Consider the following 21,391-nt stretch of genomic DNA (forward strand, 5'->3'; position numbering starts at 1 on the left):
ACTGAGTCATGGACCTGAACACGGTGACGGAGATCCGGGACGCTCGGCACCCCGAGCCGTGGCGAGCCGGAGACGCCTGGCTCGGCGGCGGGACGTATCTGTTCTCCGAGCCGCAGCCGCAGCTGCGGCGGCTGGTCGACCTCAGCCGGACCGGCTGGGTGCCGGCGCGGGTGCTGGACGACGGTTCGCTGGAGATCGCGGCGACCTGCACGATCGCGCAGCTGTCCCGCTTCGGCCAGGCGTTCGACGCCCGGTCGGCGCCGCTGTTCGAGCAGTGCTGCCGGGCGTTCCTCGCCTCGTTCAAGATCTGGAACATGGCCACGGTCGGCGGGAATCTCTGCAACGCGCTGCCCGCGGGCCCGATGATCTCCCTCACCGCCGCCCTGGACGGGGTGTGCCTGCTGCTCGCCCAGGACGGCACACCACGCCGGGTCCCCGTCACGGACTTCGTCACCGGCGCGGGACGCAAAGATCTGGCCGAGGGAGAGCTGCTGCGCTCGGTGACCCTGCCCGGACGTGCGCTGGGCAGCCGGACCGCTTTCCGGCAGGCGTCGCTCTACGGGCTCGGACGCTCGGGCGTGCTGGTCATCGGCACGCTGGACCCGCGGGACCGCTCGGTAGCGGTCACCGTCACCGCCTCGACCGTACGTCCGGTGCGGCTGCGCTTCCCGCTGCCGCCCTCCGCAGCGGATCTCAGCGCGGCCATCACGTCCGCCGTCGCCGAGGACGAGTGGTTCGACGACATCCACGGGCTGCCGCGGTGGCGACGGCACATGACCTTGCGACTGGCCGAGGAGATCCGTACCGAGCTGGGCGAGGACGGCGGACGATGAGTTTCTCGGTCCTGGTCAACGGCGCGCCCTTCGACGCCGAACCGCGCGCGGGCCAGTGCCTGCGCACCTATCTGCGCGACCGCGGCTGGTACGGGGTGAAGAAGGGATGCGACGCGGGCGACTGCGGCGCCTGCACCGTCCAGGTCGACGGCGAGCCCGTGCACAGCTGCCTGTATCCGGCCTTCCGCGCCGATGGCCGCACGGTCACCACGGTCGAGGGCCTGGCCCCGACGGGCGGTGAACTCCATCCCGTCCAGCAGAGGTTCCTGGACGCGCAGGGCTTCCAGTGCGGCTTCTGCACGGCGGGCCTGCTGATGACCGCGGCCGCGCTGGACGACGAGCAACTCGACGATCTGCCGCGCGCGTTGAAGGGCAATCTGTGCCGCTGCACCGGCTACCGCGCCATCGAGGACGCGATCCGCGGCGTCAAGCACGCCGAGGCGCCCGGCGCGGGCGACGCGGTCGGCCGCAGCCTGCCCGCTCCCGCCGGGCCGCAGGTGGTCACCGGAACCGCCCGCTTCACCTTCGACATCGATGTGCCGGGGCTGCTGCACATGAAGCTGCTGCGCTCCCCGCACGCGCACGCCAGGATCGTGGCCGTCGACACCGCGGCCGCGCTGCGCGTCCCCGGGGTGCACGCCGTTCTCACCCATCACGACGCGCCCGAACGGCACTTCTCCACCGCTCGCCACGAGCATCCTGAGGAGGATCCGGCGGACACCCGCGTGCTGGACGACACCGTCCGCTACGTGGGCCAGCGCGTGGCGGCCGTCGTGGCGGACACCGAGGCCGCCGCCGAGGAGGGCTGCCGCCGTATCGCGATCACCTACGACGTACGGCCCGCCGTGCTCGACCCGGAGGAGGCGATGCGACCGGGCGCCCCGGTCGTCCACGCCAAGGACGCCGTACGGGCCCGGATCTCCCGCCCGCGCGACAATGTGGCGGGCGAGACCCACGGCGAAGTCGGCGACGTGGAGGCGGGCTTCGCCGCGGCCGACGAGATCTACGAGGAGACCTTCCGCACCCAGCGCGTCCAGCACGCCAGCCTGGAGACCCATGGCGCGGTCGCCTGGATGGAGGAGGGCCGGCTGACCGTGCGCACCAGCACCCAGACCCCCTTCCTGACCCGGCGCGCGCTGTGCGCCCTGTACGACCTGCCGCCGGAGCGGGTGCGGGTGGTCGCGGGCCGGGTCGGCGGCGGCTTCGGCGGCAAGCAGGAGATGCTGGTCGAGGACATCGTCGCGCTCGCGGTGCTGCGGCTGGGCCGGCCGGTGAAGCTGGAGTACACCCGCGCCGAGCAGTTCTACGGGGCCACCACCCGGCATCCCTTCACCGTCCGGGTCAAGGCCGGCGCGCGCCGGGACGGCACGCTGACCGCACTGGAGCTGCGGGTGGTGTCCAACACGGGCGCGTACGGCAATCACGGCCCGGCGGTGATGTTCCACGCGTGCAGCGAGTCCCTGTCGGTGTACCGCTGTCCGAACAAGAAGGCCGACGGCTTCGCCGTCTACACCCACACCGTCCCGGCTGGCGCCTTCCGCGGCTACGGCCTCGGGCAGGTCATGTTCGCCATGGAATCGGCGCTGGACGAGCTGGCCCGCCGTATCGGCATGGACCCGCTGGAGCTGAAGGCGAAGAACATCATCGGCCCCGGCGAGCCCATGATCACCGCGAGCGGCGAGGAGGAGGACCTGCACATCGCCAGCTACGGACTCGACCAGTGCCTGGACGTCGTGCGCCGCGCCCGGGCCGAGCCCGCCGCCCCGGCCCCTGCCGGCTGGCTCGTCGGCGAGGGCGCGGCGCTGGCCATGATCGCCACCGGGCCGCCGGGCGGCCACATCGCCGACGCCCGTGCCGCCCTGCTGCCCGACGGGACCTTCGACCTGGCCGTCGGCACCGCCGAGTTCGGCAACGGCACCACCACCGTCCACCGGCAGATCGCGGCGGGTGAACTCGCCACCGGCGTCGACCGGATCACCGTCCGCCAGTCCGACACCGACGTCGTCCGGCACGACACCGGCGCCTTCGCCTCCACCGGCGTGGTCGTCGCGGGCAAGGCCACGCTGCGCGCCGCACGCGCCCTGGCCGACGTGCTGCTGGACTTCGCCGCCGTCCACCTGGGCGTGGCCCGCTCGGCCTGCCGGTTGTCCGAGGAAGCCGTGGAGCACGGCGACGAGGGCGGTCGTGTCCCGCTCAAGGATCTGCACGCGGCGGCCCGCGCGGCCGGGGTCGAACTCGCCGCCGACGGCCACTTCGGCGGCACCCCGCGCTCCGTCGCCTTCAACGCCCAGTGGTTCCGCCTCGCCGTGGACCCCGGCACCGGGGAGGTCCGGATCCTGCGCAGCGTGCACGCCGCCGACGCCGGCCAGGTCATGAACCCCATGCAGTGCCGCGGCCAGGTCGAGGGCGGTGTCGCCCAGGCCCTGGGCGCCACCCTCTTCGAGAACGTCCGCCTCGACGAGCACGGCGAGGTCACCACGTCGACATTCCGCCGCTACCGCCTGCCCGCCTTTGCCGACGTCCCCCGCACCGAGGTCCACTTCGCGGAAACCGCCGACGCCATCGGCCCCCTCGGCGCCAAGTCCATGAGCGAGAGCCCCTTCAACCCCGTCGCCCCGGCCTACGCCAACGCCCTGCGCGACGCGACCGGCGTCCGGTTCACCGAACTCCCCCTCACCCGCGACCGCGTATGGCTCGCCCTGGAGGCCGGTGCCGGGCCGGGACCGGCGAGCGACCGGCCGGCCTGAGGCCACCGCCGCCGCCACCGCCGCCGCGCCGGGACCCGCCGACCGCACCCGGCTCCGGGCTCAGAGGCGCTTGGCGTTGGTGAGGTACTTGGCGTACATGCCGTCGCCGTCCAGCCGTGCCGCACCGCCCACATCGCCCATGGTCGGGCCGTTCGCCTCCTTGCGGCTGGACAGGAAGCGGGGGTGGCCGTCGGTGTCCAGGCCCAGGTAGATGCCGGTGTGGTCGAGGCGGGCGCCGGTGCGGCGGTCGAGTTTCCAGAAGAGGAGGTCGCCCGGCTGGAGCTTGTCGAGGTCGGTGGCGCGGGCGTACATCTCCAGGGGCAGCGTGCTGCCGGTCCGGCGCAGCGGCAGGATGTCGACCCCGGAATGGCTCGCGCCGATGCCGTAGGCGGTGCGGGGCAGGCCGGTGCCGCTCGCGTCGTCGGTCGGCTTGAGGTGGTAGCCGCTGCGGTAGCCGAAGACCATGCGGACGAAGCCGGAGCAGTCCAGGGAGTGGATCTTCGCCGGCTCCGGGTACTCCACCGTCCCGTTGCGGAATTGGAACGCCTCGCCGAGGTAGTCGTAGAAGTCGGACTGCTCCAGGCGCAGGTCGTAGCGGATGTTGTCGCTGATCGGCCCGAAGTCCGCGTCGCCGCGGTAGCGCAGGCCGTCGGAGTCCTTCGCGGGTCGCGCCCCGTCGCCGTACTGGAAGGCGACCGCGAACAGGTCGTCGGCGGTCGAGCCGCGGTAGCGGGCGAACCAGGTGCGGAACCACGAGCTGCGCTCGGCGCCCTTGGACCAGGCCTGCGGCAGCAGCCGCACCCAGTTGTCGGTGACCACCTTCGCCGCGGTGGTGCGCGGCTCGGCGAAGGTGCGACTGGGCCCGGTCAGCACAGCGGTGCGCGCCCCGTCGGTGAAGGTGGCGGCCACGGCGCCGTCGGTGTCCCGCACCACCGTGCGGGCCGGGTTCTGCAGCCTGCTGTACGTCACCACCCCGGCGGCCGGCCGGGCCGCGGAGGGCGCGCCGACCGCGACGGGCCGGGAGGACCGGGCCAGGTCGGGCAGCTGCGCGTGCGCCTCCTTGTCCTTCAGCCGTACGGTCAGATAGCCGCTGGTGGCCAGCAGGGACACCAGCACCACGCCGTGCAGCACGGTCCGGCCGGTCCTGCGCGGCTTGCCGCGCGGCGGAACGGAGGACGGGGTCATAGGGGGTCCTTTCCGGTCGGCGCCCGCGGCGCCCCGCGTCGGCACGGTCACGACGTCGGCATGACGCCGAGCAGCAGCCCCGCCATCAGCACGACGTAGTTCGCGAGGGTGACGGTGGACACCGACAGCAACGTCGCGCCCTTGGGCTGACGTTCGAGCTGGTAGGCGATCAGTCCCGGCACGATGAAGCCGAGCGTCTCGTTGGCGTAGAGCAGCGGGTACTGCGTCTGGAGCACCAGGTACACCCCGGCCTGGATGACGACCGCGGTCAGCACCACTGCGGCGAACAGCCGCTTGCCGTAGAGGATCACGTTCTTCTGCAGCAGCCGTGTGGCCAGATAGGTCAGCACGGTCACGCCGAGCACCAGCGCCGCCCGTTTGAGGTCCTCGACCATGGTCAGCGCGAGCCAGCCGGGGGTGATCATGCCGCCCGGCGAGAGGTTGGTGGTCAGGTAGCACACCAGGGAGAAGAGCAGCCCGATGGCGATGCCGATGGCGGCGATCTCCGGGGTGAGGACGGCGGGGATCACAGGGAGTCTCCAGGCCGGCGGGCGCCGTACGGCGGCGCCGGGTCGTCGAAGGGATGGGCAGGGGGGTCGGACGTCTGCCCGGGTACGAACGCGCCGGGCCACGGCTCGCCCTGCTGCCCGTGGGGCGCGGGGTATCCGTACGGCTCGGGGGTGAAGGCGTAGGAATCGGACGGATCGGATGGTCCGTACGGTGCGTACGGTTCGGACGGTGCGTACGGTTCGGACGGTGCGTACGGTTCCGGTGATTCGCCGAGTGCCGCCGGGACCGGGTCTGCGGAGCCGGTGTCCGGCGGGAGTTCGGCCAGGTGCTCCAGCAGCAGCTCGCCCTGGCCGTGGATGTTGCCGATGGCGACCATCGAGGAGTCGGGGGCCAGTTCGGCGAGCAGTTCGGCGGTGAGCCCGGCGGCGTCGCGGCGGTCGCCGCCGAGGTCCACCACGCGCCCGTTCCAGTGCGGCGGGATGCCGTCGCGGGCGCTCTTGGTGGGATGGCCGATCAGGAAGAGGGTGTCGGGGTCGAGGTCGGGCACGATCGCGCCCATCTGGCCGTTGCGCTCGACCCGGTCCGGGCGGCAGTTGATGACGACGTTCAGCGGGCGGTGGATCGCGCCGAGCGACAGCAGCTGGTTGACGTTCATCAGCGTCGACTCGGGGTCGTTGGCAGCGAAGACGTTGGCGAACCGCAGCCGCTTGCCGTCGGGGGTCGTGTAGCGCTCCACCGAGAGCACGCCCGGGTCCGGCGGGGCGTCGTACATCCCCCGCAGCGCGACACCGCGCTCCACTCCCAACAGGTCGGCGACCTTGAGTGCGATGGCCACGTTCTCCTTGAAGGTGAACCAGGAGAAGCCGCGCAACTCCTCGTCGCTGACCGTGTCGGGGTCGGCGTAGACCAGCTCGCAGTTCCGGGCGTCGGCCTCCTGCTGGAGGATCGCGAACCGGTCGCGCTCGGCGGTCACGCAGATCCCGCCGACCGGCATGGACCGCGACAGCGACCGCGCCACGTCGTCCAGGGTCGGGCCCATCTCGGCCAGGTGGTCCTCGCGGACGTTGCACAGGACGCCGATGGTGGAGCGGATCAGCTTGGTCTGGTTGATCTCCTGGAGCGCCGGCATCACCGCCATGCACTCGATGACCAGGGCGTCGGGACGGTAGGTGGCCGCGCGCCGGACGATGCCGATCTGCTCGACCACGTTGGCGATGCCGAACTTGCGGTAGACCGGCTCCTCGGTGGCGTCGGGGTGGATGAAGCGGGCCGCGGTGCCGGTGGTCTTGGCGACCGTCACCAGGCCGCCGCCGCGCAGCGCGCCCGCGCACAGTCGGGTGATGGAGGACTTGCCGCGGATGCCGTTGACCAGCACCCGGGCGGGTATCTGTTCCAGGTTGGTCAGGTGCCGGCGCTGCTCGACGACGCCGGCGACGAGCAGGGCGGCGCAGCAGACCACGAGCACGCAGTACAGGAAGAGCACGGCGGTGTCAGTCCCTCGGGCTTTCGGAAGGGGCGGCGGCGCGGACCGCGCCGCCGGTGCGGGAGGTGTCCGCGTCGGTGTCCTCGCCGCCGGGGGGCGGCGCGGACGCGGCCGGCGGGGACGGCAGCGCCGCCAGCCGCTGCCTGATGAGTTCCAGGCTGCGGACCACCGATCCCACCTCGTCGTTCTGGGCCGGGAACCGCACGGTCCTGCGGTCCCCGGCCACCAGTGCCTCGGCGTCCCGGGTCAGCGCCCGCAGCGGGCGTACCACCAGGATGTGCAGCCAGCCCAGGCACACGGTGGCGGCGGCCAGGCCGAGCAGTCCGGCCAGCATGGTGCGGCTCTGCGCGTCGTTCTCCGGCAGGCTGAGCCAGGACGCGGGCTCCGCCGCGACGACGTGCCAGCGGGCGAAGGTGGCCGCCTCGCCCCGCGGCAGGATGGGCGCCGCGGCCGTGAGGGCCGGTTTGCGGCCGCCGAGCAGGGTGCTGATCGGGGTGCTCTCCGCCGAGCGGGCCACGTCGGCGGAGCGGTGGTCGGGCAGCGACTGGAAGGCCAGGTAGCCGGTGTTGGAGGCGATGACCTTCTGGTCCTTGTCCACGAGCCAGACGTGGCCCATTCCGGGGCGGTTCAGGATGCCGTTGAGGAAGGCGATGTCGAACTCGCCGACCACCGTGCGGCCGTCCCCGCCGGCCACGGGCGCCCGCGCGGCGATCACCGGCACCGGGCGCGAACGGTCGACCAGCCCCAGTCCCTGCCTGGTGCGGGCGTCGGTCGGTGTCCAGGGCGAGCCGCCGACCCTGATCAGCACCGCGCCGTGCTTGTCGACGACGTAGAGCGAGCGGTAGCGGCCGTGCTCCGCGATGGTGCTGCCCAGCAGCTTGCGGGTCTGCGCGTCACCCGGGTCCTGGCGCAGCGCCGAGGCCAGCGAGGCGAGGTCGGCATAGCCCTCGTTGAGGCCCTCGCGGACCCGCGCCGCGCTGGTCACCGTGCGGTCCCGCTCGTCGGCGACCAGCTGCCGGGGCACCGCCGTGTGCGGGCCCGCGCGGTTCACCAGCAGGAGCAGCGGCACCGACCACGCCAGCATCAGCACGGCGCACAGCACCAGCACCGTGCGGATGCCCGTACGGTCCTGCTGACGCCGGCTCACCGCGCGCCCGGAGAGCACCGGCACGCCGAGCAGCTGTTTGCGCAGCGACTCCAGCGCGGCGGCGATCAGCGCCGGCTCACCGAACCGGAGGGCGGGCACCGGCCGGGCGAAGTCGCCGGCGGCCAGTCGCCGGGCCTCCCGGTGCAGCACCAGCAGCGGACGCTGCAGGGTGCGGTGGAACACGATGCTGACGGCCACCGCGATGGCCAGCAGTACGGCCGCGGCGGCGACCGCGAACAGGCGGTGGTCGACCGCCGCGGTGCTGCGGTCGACCGGCAGCGTGGTGAGCACGGTCAGACCGAGCCGGGCGGACCCGCTCGCCGTGTCGTCCGCCGAGGACGACAGCGCCGCGTAACCGGCCACCGTCCGCTCGGTGTGGTCGGCCCGGCCCAGCAGAAAACCGCTCGCGGCGTCGAACCCGCCGGCCTTGGCGCTCTCCGACGGGCCGTGGCCCTTCTCGGTGCGGACGGCCGTCACCGCCAGCCGGTGGACGGCGTCGTCGCCGGTGCCCGGTCCGGTGGCGGCGAGCACCGCCCCCGAGGCGTCCACCACTTCCAGGGTCCGGTGGGCGGTGACCGCGATGGCCGGCAGGTCCAGGGAGTCCGAGGCGATCAGGAGTTCCTGCCGGTCGCTTTGGCCCGCCAGCAGCGCGAAGTTCAGCAGCCGGGTCGTACCGGATTTGGTGGTGACCAGCCGCGGCGCGAGCCCGGCGCCGAGGTCGCGCAGGTCCACCCGGGACAGCGGCACCGTCTCGCCGCGGCTGGCCAGCAGTTCGCCGCTGCCCAGGTCGACCACGGCCGTGCCGCGCCACTTGTGGTAGACGCTGCCGAGGGTGCCGAGGAATTGGTCGGGCGCCGCGGGACGCGCCGCCGCGTTGAACATCGCGGCCTCGCGCCGCAGGTCGCCGGACGACTCGTCCAGGGCGGCCCGCAGCGCCGTCGCGCCGTCCTCGGCGATGTGCTGCTCGGACAATTCGGTGGCTCGGGGCACATCCGACCGCTCCACCCGGCCCAGGACCAGGGCGGTCACGGCGGAGACCGCGATCAGCAGGACGAGCAGGGCTGCGAGCGGCGGTCGTATACCACCGAGCAGGGGCATGTCGGCCCGGCGACGGGCTCGCGGAGCGAGCCGACCTGGTGCGGCCACGTGGGCATTTCCTCACAGACGCGCCAGGCGCTTACATCAACATTACCGAGAGGTCCGACACGCGGCCGAAACGGAAGGTTGCATGATCGAAGATCACAATCGATCACTAAACGATCACGGAATGATGAATACCGGTTTGAAGAGGACATTCGGGGCCACCGGGCAGGCCCGGGCGAGGCGGCGGCAGGTGCGGCGCGTCACGGACGCGGCCGGGCGGGAACAGACCGCGCGGCGCGTCCCGGCGTGGGTCAGTTCGTTTTCCTGACCTTGGCTGCTAGCGTGCCCGGAATGACGACGCTGCGCGATTTCGCGGATCTCGCCCGCTCCGAGCGGGGCCTCGGTGTGGTGTCCACCGTGCGCGCCGACCGGACCATCCAGTCGTCGGTGGTCAATCTCGCCGTCATGCCGCACCCGCTCTCGGGCGCGGACATCGTGGCGTTCGTGACGTACGGCAAGGTGAAACTGGCCAACCTCAGGGTGCGCCCCGCGCTCACCCTGACCGCGCGATCCGGAGGGAAGTGGGCGAGCGCGGAGGGAGTGGCCGAACTCGTCGGACCCGACGACCCGCATCCGGCATTCGACCCGGACGGCCGGCGCCTGCTCTTCCGCGAGATCTACGCCGCCGCCGGCGGCAGCCATGAGAACTGGGACGAGTACGACCGGGTCATAGCCGCGGAACGCCGCGCGGCCGTCCTGGTGCGGCCGGAACGGATCTACGGCAACGGCTGATCGCCGTCCGCGGGGCCGCCGTCCGCTCGCGTGGCGAGGGCGGGGGTGACATGGCGCTCGCCCCACACACGCAGAGAGGCGAGGACCGGGGTCAGATCCCGGCCGGCGGCGGTCAGCACGTACTCGTCCCGGGGCGGCCGGTCGCTGTACCGCCGCCGTTCGATGACCCCGGCCCCCTCGAGGGTGCGCAGTCGCAGCGCCAGGGTCTCCCGCGGGGCGCCGGTGTTGACCTGGATGTCCTTGAAGCGGTGGACGCCGAAACCCAGCTCCCGGAGCACGAGCAGGCTCCACCGCTCCCCGACGACCTGGAGCGCGTCAGCGATGGAGCAGACCCGGGGGGCGCCCAGATTGGTCGATTCGCTTTTCTGACTCACGGTGCTACGGTAACCCGCATCAGTGGGTTCGGAAAGCGAACTTACTCGGGCGAGGGGTGTTCGCACCCGGCGAGGACCCTCCGCTAACCGAGAACCAGCAGCGAACAAGGAGCCGCGCAGCCATGTCCTCCATCCTGATCACCGGCGCTTCCAAGGGTGTCGGTCGAGCCGCCGCCGCCGAACTGGCCAGGCGCGGCCACCGTGTCGTCGCCACCGCGCGCGATCCCCGCTCGCTGGACGGCCTCGACGTCGACCGGCGGCTGCGGCTGGACGTGACCGACCAGGCCAGTGTCGACGCCGCGATCGAGCAGGCCGGCGAGATCGACACGCTGGTCTCGAACGCCGGCACCATCTTCTCGGCGGCGGTCGAGGCCAGCCCGACCGACGAGATCGAACGCCTTCTCGTCCACAACACCGTCGGGGCGATCCGCGTCGCCCAGGCCGTCCTCCCGCAACTGCGCCGGCGCAACAAGGGCCGGCTGCTGTTCGTCTCCAGCGCGTCCGGCCGGGTCGTGCAGCCGGGCACCGCCGCCTACTCCGCCTCGAAGTGGGCCCTCGAAGCCCTGGCGGAGGCACTGGCGATCGAGCTGGCCGGCTTCGGCATCGACGTCACCCTCGCCCAGCCCGGCCCGGTCAGCTCGGGCGCCCTGGACGACATCACCACCTACAAGCTGCCCGACGACCCCTACGCGCCCTTCTTCGCCGTCGGGGTGACTCCCCCGGCCAAGATCATGATCAGCCCCGAGCAGGTCGCCGCGGCGCTCGCCGACCTCGTGGAGCAGCCCACCGTCCCGCTGCGCGTACCGATCGGCCCGGTCGCCGAGCAGGTCGTCGCCGCGCGGAACAGCGCCCCGTACGACAAACCCTTCATCCGCGGCTGACCGCCGTCCAGCCGGCGGTCTCGCCCGGGCCTCCGGGATCGGCGAACCGGGGGATCCGCCGGGGCCGCGCCGGAATCCGCTCCGGGGACGGCTCGCGGCAGCGGCGGAGCGCGGGCCGGGTAGTCATCCGGATGTAGCCGCGGAAGTCCGCTGTGCCCATTTTCGGGGGATGTTCTGTACAGAGCGCCCGACGACCTCGGACGATGACGTGTCGTCAGTTCGGCATCCCCGTCGAAAGAGGTGTCCCGGCATGCCCTGGTTACGAAGATCCGCGCCGTCCGGTCCGCGCCCCGTCCGCTCACGGCGGCGGCGTACAGCCGTCCTCACGGTCCTCACCGTGCTCGCGACCCTGGCCGCCTGCGCGGCGCTCTCGCCGGCCGCCCGGGCCGTCGTGCGACCCGCCGTCAGCGGAGCGCTGGGGGACGACTATCCGGCGCGATGGCGCAACGCGCCGATGGACTCGACCTTCGACAGCTGGGGCGAGTACAACCGCGAGTGCACGAGCTTCGTCGCCTGGCGCCTGAGCAGTGCGAACGGTTTCACCATGCCGTTCCACGACAACGCGTCCGGCTGGACGACCGATGCCCGCGACCGCGGCTACGCCGTGAACAGCACGCCGGCGGTCGGCGCGGTGGCCGCTTCGGCCAACCACGTCGCCTGGGTCGCGGCGGTCGGCGGCGGCCAGGTCACCGTCGAGGAGTACAACGGGACCGACTCCAACCACAACGGCGTGATCGGCGACGACGGGACATACAGCACCCGGACGGTCGGCGCGGGCACGTTCCAGTACATCCACTTCAAGGATCTGACCGGCGGTGTCGCCGATCCGCCGCCGGCTCCCACCCCGACGGACAGCGACGGCGACGGTGTGCCCGACGCCACCGACCAGTGCCCGCGCGTGCCGGGGGTGAGCTACCAGCAGGGCTGCCGGCAGCCGATGGCCACCTTCCGCGGCGACTTCACCGGGGACGGCCACCAGGACAAGGCGTCGTTCTACGTCTATCCGGACCGGGGCAACGCGGTCGGACTGTTCATCTGGCCAGGGAACGGCGACGGCACGCTCCAGTCGCCCTATCTGGCCTGGTACAACGCCAGCGGCTGGGAGGGAGGCCGCCTGATCCCGGCGGGCGCCGCCGACTTCGACAAGGACGGTCGCACCGACATCGCGGCCTTCTACCGCTACGACGGCAACGTGGTCCGTACGTTCGTCTGGTTCGCGAACGCCGACGGGTCCTTCGGGGACCCCGCCACCGAGACGGTCGACACCGGCATGGACGGCACCTGTCTGATCCCGGTCGGCGTCGGCGACTACAACGGCGACGGGATCCCGGACATCGCCGCGCTCTACCGCTACCCCGACCGGGGCAACGCGCTCGCCGCCGTCATCTGGTCCGGGAACCCCGCCGGGGGCCTCAACAGCGGCCAACTCGCCTGGTACGCCGGCTCCGGCTGGGGCGGTCACGGCATCACCCCCGTCGGCAGCGGGGACTTCAACGGCGACGGGCGGAGCGACTTCGCCGTCTTCCTCGACTACGGGCCCGGCGAGGTCGGCATCTACACGTGGTTCGGCACCGGCGACGGAACACTCGCCTCGCCCACCTCGGAGTTCTTCGCGGGAAGCGGCTGGACGGCGCAGCAGCTGGTCCCGGCGGGCGTCGGGGACTTCAACGGGGACGGCCACCAGGACATCGCCGCCTTCTACGGCTATCCGGACCGGGGGAGCGCGGTCGGCCTGTTCGTCTGGCCGGGCAACGGCGACGGCACGCTGGCCGGCCCGGCCCTGTCCTGGTACACCGCCACCGGTTGGTGGTGGCTCGCCCTGATCCCGGCGGGTCCCAGCGATCTCAACGGTGACGGACGCGACGAACCGTCCGTCTTCTTCGACTACGGGGGCGGGCAGACGGCCATGTTCACCTGGTCGCCGGACACCTCCGCCGACTCGGCCGATCCGTCGGTCCCCTGGCCGGCCACCTCCGGCTGGACGGCCGCCAACCTGCGGTCCTGACGCCGCCGGGGGACAGACGGGCCCGGTGAACCGACGGGCCCGGGACGGCCGCCGACTCCGGCGGACCGGACCGGGCCCGGAGCCCTGTCAGGCGGTGGCCCGCAGGTGGTCGCGCGCCCACTCCTCGAAGGTGGTGAGCGGGATGCCGAGGTCCCTGGCGTACTCGGGGCGGGCCGGCTGGCCGGCCACGTTCATCCACTCGTGCGAGGCGCCCATCGGCGGCATGCCCGCGGCGAGGGCCTGCTCCTCGGTCATGTCCGGCGCCGGCAGCCGTGTTCCCAGCGTCCGGGAGAGGACGTCGGCGATCCGGGTCATCGACAGGTAGTCGCTCGCCAGCTCCAGCTCGACGCCGTCGAACCGCTCCGGCGCGGTGATGGCCGCCGCGGCGGCCGAGCCGATGTCGTCCACCGCGACCAGGGACACCTGGGTCGCGGGTTTGAGGATGCTCACGATGCCGCCCTCGATTCCGCGCGGGAAGAGGAACGCCATGGAGGGGAGGAAGTTCTCCATGAAGAAGGCCGGCTTGATCAGTGTCCAGTGGGGGAAGCCGGCCCGGCGGACCCGGTCCTGGATCGCGCTCTTGGCGCCCAGGGTGGGCTCCATCGACGCCCAGCGGCCCTCGGCCCAGCCGGGGACTTCGGTGTGCTGCCCCGCGCCGGAGACGGAGGTGTGCACGAACTGTACGACCCCGGCCGCCTTGGCACCCTCGATGAGGTTGACGGCCTGGGTCACCTCGCCTTCGAAGTCGAAGCCCTCCTCGGTCATAGCGGGCATCTGCACGGAGAAGACCGCGCGGGCGCCTTCGGCGGCCCGTACCACGGAGTCCCGGTCGCGGAGATCACCGGTGGCCAGCTCGATACCGAGTGCCTCCACGGCCCTGGCCCGGGCGGAGTCCGGGTCACGTACCAGGGCGCGGACGGGAACACCGGCCGCGAGCAGGGCGCGGGCGGTGGCACCGCCCTGCCGGCCGGTGGTGCCGGTGACAAGGACGGGCGCGGAGTCTGTGGACATGCGTGCTCCCCGGGGGCGCTGAGGGACGAAACGGCGGGGCCCGCCGTTTTCTCTCCGGTACGATACGGCGGGGCCCGCCATTTAACAAAGTCCGAGGTGACGCCATGCCAGACCGCCAACGCGCCGACGCCCGGCGCAACTACGCGCGCATCCTCGCCGTGGCCGAGCAGGAGGTGGCGGCCCACGGGGCCGACGCTTCCCTGGAGCAGATCGCCCGCACCGCGGGGGTCGGCTCGGCCACCGTCCGCCGGCACTTCCCCACCCGCCGCGCCCTGCTGGAGGCGGTGTCCCGGAACCGGATCGAGGCCCTGAGCGCCCGCGCCCGCGACCTGACCGGCGAGGACGACAGCAGGGACGCATTGCTGGAATGGCTGAGCGACGTCGTCGCGTACTCCGCCTCCGCGCGGGGGCTGGCCGCCGCGCTGGCCTACGACGGGTCCGAGCCCGACCCGGTGCACGACAACTGCTGCGCGGCCGCGCTGGAGACGGCGGGAGCCCCGCTGCTCGACCGCGCCGTGCGGGACGGCGCGGTGGCGGCGAGCGTCACCGTCACCGATCTGATCACGCTGGTCGTCGGCATCGCCCTGGCCACCGAGCACCATCCCGACCCCGCCGGACAGGCGGACCGGCTGTTCCGGCTGACCGTGGCGGGGCTGAGCCCGCGGGGCTGACGAAGGCGCACGACCTGCCCGACGTTGAGCCCCGCACCGACTCCGGCGTCCCGCGCGCCCCGCACCCTCGCCCGATAGGTGACCCTTCGTACAGATGTGCCCGTGGATGCGCGGGCGCGCCCCGGCCTACAGTTACCCGCTGTCCGCCAACCCCCGGGGCGGTCCTGGGCGGTTCATGGTGCGGTTCGGCGTCGAGGGAGGCCGCTCATGGCCAGTACGTTTCAGGAGCGCAAGCTCAAGGGGATGTTCGCCGCGTTCGACGCGGACGGTGACGGCTACCTGCGCGAGGAGGACTTCAGGGCGCTCGTCGCCCGCTGGAGCCGGCTGCCCCGAGTGGGCCCCGGCACGGAACTGCGCGCGCGGGTGGAGACGTTACTGATGGGCTGGTGGGCGGCGCTGCTGGAAACCGGGGACGCCAGCGGGGACGGCACGGTCGACCTGGGCGAAATGCTGCTGCTCGTCGACAGGCTGCCCGCCATGGCGGCGGACGTGACCGCGACCGCCGACACCGTCTTCGAGGCCGTGGACGCCAATGGCGACGGCCGTATCTCCCCGGCGGAGCACCGCAGGCTCGTCGAGACCTGGAGCGGGCAGCCCGTGGACACCACGGGCATCTTCGAACTGCTCGACCCGAACGGCGACGGCCAGCTCAGCCGCGAGGAATTCGCCCTGCTGTGGCGCCAGTTCTGGACCAGCGACGACCCGGCGGAACCAGGCAACTGGCTGTGCGGCCGCTTCCCCGACTGACGCGGCGCCCGCACCCGGACCGGCCCGCCCCACTGGCCCGCCCGCTGGGCGGCGATCCCGGTCAGGCGCTCTTCTGGCAGGTGTAGTTCGACACCGTCCGCCCCTTCGCCCCGCCCGATTCCACATACAGCTCCAGCCGGACGCAGTCGGTGCCGATGCCCGACTTCAGCGTCCCGTAGGTCGTCGCCGCCCGCACGGTGGCGTAACTGACCGCCCAGTTCGACGGCACCCACCCCACCGGCTTGTCGTGCGCGCCACGGTTCGAGACCGAATACCTCCAGTGCACCGTCAGCGACCGCGCTCCGCTCCGGCTTTTTTCGATCTTGGCCGAGACGGTCCCCTTGCCCAAGGACTTCGCCACGCACGCGGTCACCGAGACCGGGCCGGCGCTCGATCTCTGGCCCGCGCACACGGTCGCCTGGGCCGGCCCGGCCAGTGCCAGACTCGGCGCGACCACCGCACACGTCACCAAGAATGCCTTGAAGTGCCCTCGCATGACTGCTCCCGGGTTCGGGCGAATAATCCTTCACCGGGAGTGATACCCCCAGTTCAAGGCCGCCCTATCGCGCTGCCGGAAATTACCTCAATAGCGCGAATTACCCGGTGAGGAAATGATTCTTCAGTCGCAACGCAAGGTAATATCCCCGCCTCCCGACCGCCGCGGACCCGTCCGGCCGCCGCGCGCGCCCTGCCCGCGGCGGCCGGACCGGCTCAGCCGCAGTTGGTTTGCCACTCGACGAACGAGGCAGTGCCGATGCTTCCCCACCAGTTCACGCACATGCCCCGGCCGGCCTCGTACAGCGGCCCGGCGTAGGAGCGGTAGTAGCCGACGTCGTTGTTGTCGCGGATCTCGTCCTTGGCGATGCCGACCGCCATCAGCACCGGGTCGCCCGGTGTGTCGCGTATCTCCACCACGCAGTTGTAGCCGGTGCTCGCGTTCCACGTCAGGTACGCCATCCCCACCGAGCCGACCGGCGCGAAGTTGACGACCGTGTAACCCGCCCCACAGACACCGTTGTACGGCGCCCGCGCGGCCGAAGCGCGGGCCACCCGGGACACCGGCGCCGCCGAAGCGCCGGGCGCGGCCACCCCCAGTGCCACCACACCCGCCGTCGCCACGGCCGCGACTCCCCCGAGCCGGCTGATCCGGCGCGCCTTCCCATCCGTCCGAGCCATTGTCTTCTCCCCGTTGAGTGCACCTGTTCGTTCCCTCACCCGGTTGGACCTGTCGGCCCGGCCAGCTGTTGTACGACCCGCCGTCACAGTCCTGCCCCGGCTGTCACAGCCGGGCAACAGCGGAATCCCGGGCGGCCGGTCAGCGCGCCGAGGACGCCGCGACGGCCAGGGTGCCCGCGGCGAGCGTGGTCAGCACCTGACGCAGGGAGGTGGTGAAGTCCATCGCGTACGCGGTGAGGGAGGGGTCGGCCTCGTAGGCGGCAAGCATCGCCGGGGACGGGCGGGTATGGGTCCACACCGCTCCGACCATCATGATCATCGCCGCGACCAGCTGCTGGCGGTCCCGGTCGTCCAGTTCGGGCAGGCAGGCGCGGAGGGCGGTGGCGGTCGCCACGACGTTGGCCACGGCGGCCCTCTTGTAGTGCGCGGCGACCTCCGCGGACACGTTGTGCTCCAGCACCCCGGCCTGCGCGCTGAGCAGGTCGCACAGCACCGGGCGATCGGCCAGGGAGGCGGCGACGACCGCCGCGAACCGCTCGACCCGTTCGCTCGCCGGCGCCCCGGGGTCGACGCCCGCGGCCAGCAGACCGGGCAGTTCCGCCCCCCACCGCTCCCAGGCGCGCGAAAGCAGCTCCAGGAGCACCGCTTCGCGCGATTCGTAGTAGCGCAGCACATTGGACTTGGCCAGTCCGACCCTGCGGCTCAGCTCGTTGAGGCTGAGGGCGCCGACCGGCATCGCATCGAGCATGGCGGCGGCCGTGTCGAGGATCTCCTGCCGCCGGATCTCCCGCTGCTCGGCGCTGTTCGCGCGCTGGAAGGTGGCCATGGGTCCATCGTACAGGCGGAACCTTGACTTCAGACCGGCGGTATCTTAGCCTGGAACCACAAGAGACCACCGGTCTTTAAGGGCCGTCGGCCCGTTTGCCCGGCACAAGAATCGAGTTCCCTCATGTCCAAGGTCTGGTTCGTCACCGGAAGCTCCCGCGGTCTGGGCCGCTCCGTCGTCGTCGCGGCCCTCGACGCCGGCGACCGGGTCGTCGCCACCGCCCGCAAGGCGGCAACGCTCGACGACCTCGTCGCGCGGTACGGCGACCGCGTCCTTCCCGTCGCGCTCGACGTCACCGACGAAGAGGCCGTGCGCGGCGCCGTAAGGGAAGGGCTGGAGCACTTCGGACGCCTCGACGTCGTCGTCAACAACGCCGGCTACGGCGACCTGGCATCGGTCGAGGACGTCACCACCGAGGACTTCCGCGCGCAGATCGACACCAATTTCTACGGCGTCGTCCATGTGACCAGGGCAGTGGTCCCCGTCCTGCGCCGGCAGGGCGCGGGCCACATCATCCAGGTCTCCACCCTCGGCGGCCGGATCGGCACCGTCGGGCTGGCCGCCTACCAGAGCGCCAAGTGGGCCGTCGGCGGCTTCTCCACCGTCCTCGCCCAGGAAGTGGCCCCCTTCGGGGTCAAGGTCACGGTCCTGGAACCCGGCGGTATGCGCACCGACTGGGCCGGCTCCTCCATGACCGTCCCGCCGATCAGCGAGCCCTACCAGCAGACGGTCGGCGTCTTCGCCGACATGATCCGCAACCGCGCCCAGGAGACGGTGGCGGCCAACGCCGCCGACCCCGACCGGGTCGCGCGGACCGTCGTGGAACTCGCCGGCCGCCCCGACGCCCCGGTCCGGCTGCTGCTCGGGCGCGACGCCGTCCAGTACGCCGCTGCCGCCGCCGAGGCCCTGGCCGAGTCCGACGAGAAGTGGCGCCCGCTGTCCGAGTCGGTCTGGGAGTCCCCGGCCTCCTGACGGGGCAGCCCTACGGGCACGGCAGGACGCGCAGCCGGAAGCCGACGCCGCGTTCGGTGGTGAGCAGCGTCGTCGTGTGCGGTTCGAGTTTGCGCCGGATGCGGTGCATATGGAGATCCACCGAGCGGCTGCGGCTGCCGGCCCACTCACCGATGCTCGCCCGCAGCTCCGCGCGGCTGACCACTCGTCCGTTGCCGCGCAGCAGCTCGCTGACCAGGCGGAACTCCAGGCGGGTCAGCGGGATCGGGGTGCCAGCCACCAGGATCCGCTGGCCCACCGGGTCCAGGCTGATCGTGGCGGCCGGCGAGGGGTCGACATACGATCCGGGCATCGTCGGGCCGGGGGTCACCGGGAGCCCGGCTGCCGCCCAGGCCTCGAATCCGCCGTCGAGATCGGTGGCCCGGTACATCCCCAGGTCCTGGAGTGTGGCGGCGGCGAGGCTGGACATGTAGCCCTGCGGGCAGACCACGACCACCCGCAGGGAGTGGTCGGCGGCCTCGTCGATCCGCCAGTGGCTCAGCGGGTCGAGCCGCCACTCCAGTACGTTCCGCTCCAGGACCAGCGAGCCCGGGATCTCGCCCTGGGCACGGCGCAGCATCTCGGAGCGGATGTCCACCAGCAGCGCGTCGCCCTCCCGCTGCTCGTCGGCCGCCTGCTGGGGTGTCAGCCGGACCAGGCGGTCGCGCGCGCGGCGCAGCAGTTCCTCGACCGATAAGACGTATCGGCCGCCGGGACTCCCCGCCGGGGGGCCGTCGTTGAAGGTGCGTTCCGACTGCATGATCGACTGCCCCCGTGCCCCGCGTGTTGGTGCCGCCCGGTCCGCTCGTCCACGGGGCGGCGACAACACTCGGAGAGGGCACCCGCGGGGCTCGCTGCGGCGGTCATGGGCTCAGCGTACGTGAGCGGTCGCGGCGGGCGAGCGGATTGCGTCTCGAATCTGAAACACAGCGGCCGTTGTGAGGCCCCGGCCCCGCTGCTTCAATGGGCGGGTGCCCAGGACCCCAGCACTGACCCGGAGGCTCCACGTGGACCTCGTGCGCGTCGGCGCGAGTGTGTGTCCCGGCTCCTGAGCCCGTCCTGAGGCTTCGCCGCCCGCCGCGGCTTCCCGCTCTTCGCGGGAACGGATCCCGCGAACGGCCTGGCCGACGGATCCCGCGAACAGCTCCAGCGCACCGCACTTGAGATCAGGCGCCCCCGCACACAGCGGGCCGCGCACCTGCCCAGCTGCCTTCCGCCCGCGGTCCCAGCCCCCGTACCGGTCCTGTCGCCGGGTGCGTTCTTCGAGCCGGCCGCCCTGCCTTCCTGGAGACACCAACCCATGCCCGAGAACGCCGCGCACCCGCAACGCTGGCAGGACGCCCTGCCGCACCTCTCCCGCCGCGGCCTGCTGGCCGCCGGCGCCGGCGGGGCGCTCGCCACGCTGCTCGCCGCGTGCGGCTCGGGCACGCACGAGCCGGCCGGCGCACCCGCCGCCAAGGACAGCGGCGGTCCGGTCAGACCCGGCGGCACCCTGCGGGCCGGCTCGCCGCCACCACCCACCGCCGTCGACCCGGTGACGGCCTACGACGGCACCTCGGTCGCCCTGATCCAGCTGGTCGCGGAGTACCTGATCTGGCTGGACAAGGACTTCAAGCTGGTGCCGAAGCTCGCCACCGGCTGGAAGTCCGATGCCAGGGGCGCCGCGTGGACCTTCACCCTCCGCAAGGGCGTCACCTTCTCCGACGGCACCCCGCTGGACTCCGCGGCGGTGAAGGCGACCTTCGACCGGCTGCTCGACCCGAAGAACAACTCCTCGGCGCTGTCGGTCTTCTCCACCATCCTCGAACCGGGCGGCGTCAGCGCCCCCGACGCCGCCACCGTCGTCTTCACCCTCAAGCGGCCGTTCTCCGACTTCCCCTACCTGGTCTCGGCCGGCAACTACAACGCCGTGATCCTCAAGAAGGACTACGCCGGGAGCTTCACCAAGAAGGCCATCGGCACCGGCCCCTTCCTCCTCGCCTCCTACGACGTGTCCAGGGGCGCCACCCTCACCCGCAACCCCGCCTACTGGGACGCTCCCAAGCCCTATCTCGACGGCGTCGACGTCACCTTCTACGCCGACGAGCAGTCGGACCTGGTCGCGCTGCAGAGCGGCAGCATCGACGCGCAGCTGCTCAGCCAGGCGACGCTGGTCGAGCCGCTCGCGTCCGGCGGCGGCATCACCGTCGACCAGGTCGGCGGCACCGGGGTCACCGTGCTCACCCTCCGGGTCGACAAGGCGCCCTTCGACCGCAAGGAGGTCCGGCAGGCGGTCGCCTTCGCCCTGGACCGGCCCGCCGTCAAGGCGAGCATCGGCGCCGGGCTCGGCGACCTCGGCAACGATCACCTGCTGGCGCCCGCCTTCCCGGCCGCCCCGAAGGACCTCCCGCAGCGCGCCCAGGACAAGGCGAAGGTCGCCCGACTGCTGGCCGCGGCCGGGGTCGACAAGCTGCGCTTCACCCTCACCTTCGACCCGCCGAGCAAGGACTACGCGGTCACGATCCAGAGCCAGCTGAAGGCGGTCGGCATCACCGTGGACCTCGACCAGCGGTCCTCCAGCGCCTTCTACGGCGGCGACCAGGCCAAGGACTCGCCCTGGCTCTTCACCACCGCCAATCTCGTCGGCTGGGCCGGACGCCCGGTGCCGAGCCAGTTCATCACCCCGATGGTCAAGACCGGCGCCGTCTGGAACGGCTCGAAGTACAGCAACAAGGCGCTGGACGCCGCCGCCGACGCCTACGACGCGGCGACCACCGAGGACGAGCGCAAGGCGCAGGCGGAGATCATCGCCCGGGCCCTGAACGAGGACGTGCCCATCATCGTCAGCTACTGGTCGGGCGCCGTGCGCGCCTACAACGGCAGGAAGTTCCGCGGCATCGAGGCCCATCCCAGCCAGTTCGTGGACTTCAGCTCGGTCTCCCAGGTCTGAG

20 protein-coding genes are annotated in these 21,391 nt (G+C 72.3%); 10 read left to right on the forward strand and 10 right to left on the reverse strand.

Annotated features, from left to right (window positions below; all coding sequences use genetic code 11):
• The first annotated feature begins 8 nt into the window (after positions 1 to 8).
• Both ACFO3J_RS00775 and ACFO3J_RS00780 read left to right on the forward strand, forming a co-directional pair.
• Positions 9 to 833, forward strand: a complete 825-nt coding sequence (locus tag ACFO3J_RS00775; protein WP_386424768.1) for an FAD binding domain-containing protein — start codon at positions 9 to 11, stop codon at positions 831 to 833.
• Positions 830 to 3,580, forward strand: coding sequence for a molybdopterin-dependent oxidoreductase (locus ACFO3J_RS00780; protein WP_386424770.1), 2,751 nt, complete (start codon positions 830 to 832; stop codon positions 3,578 to 3,580). The genes ACFO3J_RS00775 and ACFO3J_RS00780 overlap by 4 nt, the downstream gene beginning before the upstream one ends.
• Positions 3,581 to 3,640: 60 nt before the next feature.
• Here ACFO3J_RS00780 and ACFO3J_RS00785 read toward each other — a convergent pair whose 3' ends face one another.
• Genes ACFO3J_RS00785 through ACFO3J_RS00800 form a run of 4 tightly spaced genes read right to left on the reverse strand, consistent with a single transcriptional unit; the run spans position 3,641 to position 9,051 of the window.
• Positions 3,641 to 4,765, reverse strand: coding sequence for an NlpC/P60 family protein (locus tag ACFO3J_RS00785; protein WP_386424772.1), 1,125 nt, complete (start codon positions 4,763 to 4,765; stop codon positions 3,641 to 3,643).
• A gap of 47 nt (positions 4,766 to 4,812) precedes the next feature.
• The gene (locus ACFO3J_RS00790) at positions 4,813 to 5,295 is read right to left on the reverse strand and encodes a poly-gamma-glutamate biosynthesis protein PgsC/CapC (RefSeq protein ID WP_386424775.1); all 483 of its coding nucleotides are present in this window, start codon (positions 5,293 to 5,295) and stop codon (positions 4,813 to 4,815) included.
• Positions 5,292 to 6,758 carry a poly-gamma-glutamate synthase PgsB gene (pgsB, locus tag ACFO3J_RS00795; protein WP_386424777.1) on the reverse strand — a complete coding sequence of 489 codons (1,467 nt, stop codon included), beginning with the start codon at positions 6,756 to 6,758 and terminating at the stop codon, positions 5,292 to 5,294. The genes ACFO3J_RS00790 and pgsB overlap by 4 nt, the downstream gene beginning before the upstream one ends.
• Before the next feature lie 7 nt (positions 6,759 to 6,765).
• Entirely contained in the window at positions 6,766 to 9,051 is a 2,286-nt protein-coding gene (locus tag ACFO3J_RS00800; protein ID WP_386424780.1) for a HAMP domain-containing protein, read from the reverse strand.
• Between the two features lie 288 nt (positions 9,052 to 9,339).
• On the opposite strand from ACFO3J_RS00800, the gene ACFO3J_RS00805 reads away from it, so the two are divergent.
• Entirely contained in the window at positions 9,340 to 9,780 is a 441-nt protein-coding gene (locus tag ACFO3J_RS00805; RefSeq protein ID WP_386424782.1) for a TIGR03618 family F420-dependent PPOX class oxidoreductase, read from the forward strand.
• Here the strand turns inward: ACFO3J_RS00805 and ACFO3J_RS00810 are convergent.
• On the reverse strand, positions 9,765 to 10,154 hold the full coding sequence (locus ACFO3J_RS00810; protein WP_386424785.1) for a winged helix-turn-helix transcriptional regulator: 390 nt from the start codon (positions 10,152 to 10,154) through the stop codon (positions 9,765 to 9,767). The two genes, ACFO3J_RS00805 and ACFO3J_RS00810, sit on opposite strands and share 16 nt — an antisense overlap.
• A gap of 122 nt (positions 10,155 to 10,276) precedes the next feature.
• On the opposite strand from ACFO3J_RS00810, the gene ACFO3J_RS00815 reads away from it, so the two are divergent.
• Together ACFO3J_RS00815 and ACFO3J_RS00820 are read left to right on the forward strand one after the other, a co-directional pair.
• Positions 10,277 to 11,035, forward strand: coding sequence for an SDR family NAD(P)-dependent oxidoreductase (locus ACFO3J_RS00815; protein WP_386424788.1), 759 nt, complete (start codon positions 10,277 to 10,279; stop codon positions 11,033 to 11,035).
• A gap of 337 nt (positions 11,036 to 11,372) precedes the next feature.
• Positions 11,373 to 13,040, forward strand: coding sequence for an FG-GAP-like repeat-containing protein (locus tag ACFO3J_RS00820; RefSeq protein ID WP_386424791.1), 1,668 nt, complete (start codon positions 11,373 to 11,375; stop codon positions 13,038 to 13,040).
• 87 nt (positions 13,041 to 13,127) lie between these two features.
• On the opposite strand, the gene ACFO3J_RS00825 is transcribed toward ACFO3J_RS00820, so the two are convergent.
• Positions 13,128 to 14,051, reverse strand: a complete 924-nt coding sequence (locus tag ACFO3J_RS00825) for an NmrA family NAD(P)-binding protein (protein WP_386424793.1) — start codon at positions 14,049 to 14,051, stop codon at positions 13,128 to 13,130.
• Positions 14,052 to 14,155: 104 nt separating this feature from the next.
• On the opposite strand from ACFO3J_RS00825, the gene ACFO3J_RS00830 reads away from it, so the two are divergent.
• Together ACFO3J_RS00830 and ACFO3J_RS00835 are read left to right on the forward strand one after the other, a co-directional pair.
• A complete protein-coding gene (locus tag ACFO3J_RS00830; protein ID WP_386424795.1) occupies positions 14,156 to 14,722 on the forward strand; it encodes a TetR/AcrR family transcriptional regulator in 567 nt (188 codons plus the stop codon).
• Between the two features lie 207 nt (positions 14,723 to 14,929).
• On the forward strand, positions 14,930 to 15,469 hold the full coding sequence (locus ACFO3J_RS00835) for an EF-hand domain-containing protein (RefSeq protein ID WP_386424797.1): 540 nt from the start codon (positions 14,930 to 14,932) through the stop codon (positions 15,467 to 15,469).
• Positions 15,470 to 15,530: 61 nt separating this feature from the next.
• On the opposite strand, the gene ACFO3J_RS00840 is transcribed toward ACFO3J_RS00835, so the two are convergent.
• From ACFO3J_RS00840 to ACFO3J_RS00850, 3 genes are all read right to left on the reverse strand, one after another.
• Positions 15,531 to 15,938 (reverse strand): hypothetical protein, encoded by a 408-nt coding sequence (locus ACFO3J_RS00840; protein ID WP_386424799.1) that lies wholly within the window; start codon positions 15,936 to 15,938, stop codon positions 15,531 to 15,533.
• Positions 15,939 to 16,180: 242 nt separating this feature from the next.
• Positions 16,181 to 16,645 (reverse strand): spore-associated protein A, encoded by a 465-nt coding sequence (locus ACFO3J_RS00845; RefSeq protein ID WP_386424802.1) that lies wholly within the window; start codon positions 16,643 to 16,645, stop codon positions 16,181 to 16,183.
• 139 nt (positions 16,646 to 16,784) lie between these two features.
• Positions 16,785 to 17,471, reverse strand: a complete 687-nt coding sequence (locus tag ACFO3J_RS00850) for a TetR/AcrR family transcriptional regulator (RefSeq protein ID WP_386424805.1) — start codon at positions 17,469 to 17,471, stop codon at positions 16,785 to 16,787.
• A gap of 123 nt (positions 17,472 to 17,594) precedes the next feature.
• Here ACFO3J_RS00850 and ACFO3J_RS00855 point away from each other — a divergent pair, with 123 nt between their 5' ends.
• Entirely contained in the window at positions 17,595 to 18,443 is an 849-nt protein-coding gene (locus ACFO3J_RS00855) for an SDR family NAD(P)-dependent oxidoreductase (RefSeq protein WP_386424808.1), read from the forward strand.
• A gap of 10 nt (positions 18,444 to 18,453) precedes the next feature.
• Here the strand turns inward: ACFO3J_RS00855 and ACFO3J_RS00860 are convergent, their stop codons facing one another.
• Positions 18,454 to 19,221 carry a winged helix-turn-helix domain-containing protein gene (locus ACFO3J_RS00860; protein ID WP_386424811.1) on the reverse strand — a complete coding sequence of 256 codons (768 nt, stop codon included), beginning with the start codon at positions 19,219 to 19,221 and terminating at the stop codon, positions 18,454 to 18,456.
• A gap of 211 nt (positions 19,222 to 19,432) precedes the next feature.
• On the opposite strand from ACFO3J_RS00860, the gene ACFO3J_RS00865 reads away from it, so the two are divergent.
• Both ACFO3J_RS00865 and ACFO3J_RS00870 read left to right on the forward strand, forming a co-directional pair.
• Entirely contained in the window at positions 19,433 to 19,513 is an 81-nt protein-coding gene (locus ACFO3J_RS00865; RefSeq protein ID WP_386425077.1) for a putative leader peptide, read from the forward strand.
• Positions 19,514 to 19,761: 248 nt separating this feature from the next.
• Entirely contained in the window at positions 19,762 to 21,390 is a 1,629-nt protein-coding gene (locus ACFO3J_RS00870) for an ABC transporter substrate-binding protein (protein WP_386424813.1), read from the forward strand.
• The last annotated feature ends 1 nt before the right edge of the window (position 21,391 follow it).

Origin of the sequence: Streptomyces polygonati (assembly GCF_042650325.1) — a bacterium.
GTDB lineage: Bacteria > Actinomycetota > Actinomycetes > Streptomycetales > Streptomycetaceae > Actinacidiphila > Actinacidiphila polygonati.

Excerpts from the sequence above, each read along its gene's own strand:
- ACFO3J_RS00775 (WP_386424768.1), top strand. The coding sequence starts at position 9 with ATGGACCTGAACACGGTGACGGAGATCCGGGACGCTCGGCACCCCGAG.
- ACFO3J_RS00780 (WP_386424770.1), top strand. The coding sequence starts at position 830 with ATGAGTTTCTCGGTCCTGGTCAACGGCGCGCCCTTCGACGCCGAACCG.
- ACFO3J_RS00785 (WP_386424772.1), bottom strand. The coding sequence starts at position 4,765 with ATGACCCCGTCCTCCGTTCCGCCGCGCGGCAAGCCGCGCAGGACCGGC.
- ACFO3J_RS00805 (WP_386424782.1), top strand. The coding sequence starts at position 9,340 with ATGACGACGCTGCGCGATTTCGCGGATCTCGCCCGCTCCGAGCGGGGC.
- ACFO3J_RS00815 (WP_386424788.1), top strand. The coding sequence starts at position 10,277 with ATGTCCTCCATCCTGATCACCGGCGCTTCCAAGGGTGTCGGTCGAGCC.
- ACFO3J_RS00825 (WP_386424793.1), bottom strand. The coding sequence starts at position 14,051 with ATGTCCACAGACTCCGCGCCCGTCCTTGTCACCGGCACCACCGGCCGG.
- ACFO3J_RS00830 (WP_386424795.1), top strand. The coding sequence starts at position 14,156 with ATGCCAGACCGCCAACGCGCCGACGCCCGGCGCAACTACGCGCGCATC.
- ACFO3J_RS00835 (WP_386424797.1), top strand. The coding sequence starts at position 14,930 with ATGGCCAGTACGTTTCAGGAGCGCAAGCTCAAGGGGATGTTCGCCGCG.
- ACFO3J_RS00845 (WP_386424802.1), bottom strand. The coding sequence starts at position 16,645 with ATGGCTCGGACGGATGGGAAGGCGCGCCGGATCAGCCGGCTCGGGGGA.
- ACFO3J_RS00850 (WP_386424805.1), bottom strand. The coding sequence starts at position 17,471 with ATGGCCACCTTCCAGCGCGCGAACAGCGCCGAGCAGCGGGAGATCCGG.
- ACFO3J_RS00855 (WP_386424808.1), top strand. The coding sequence starts at position 17,595 with ATGTCCAAGGTCTGGTTCGTCACCGGAAGCTCCCGCGGTCTGGGCCGC.
- ACFO3J_RS00860 (WP_386424811.1), bottom strand. The coding sequence starts at position 19,221 with ATGCAGTCGGAACGCACCTTCAACGACGGCCCCCCGGCGGGGAGTCCC.
- ACFO3J_RS00870 (WP_386424813.1), top strand. The coding sequence starts at position 19,762 with ATGCCCGAGAACGCCGCGCACCCGCAACGCTGGCAGGACGCCCTGCCG.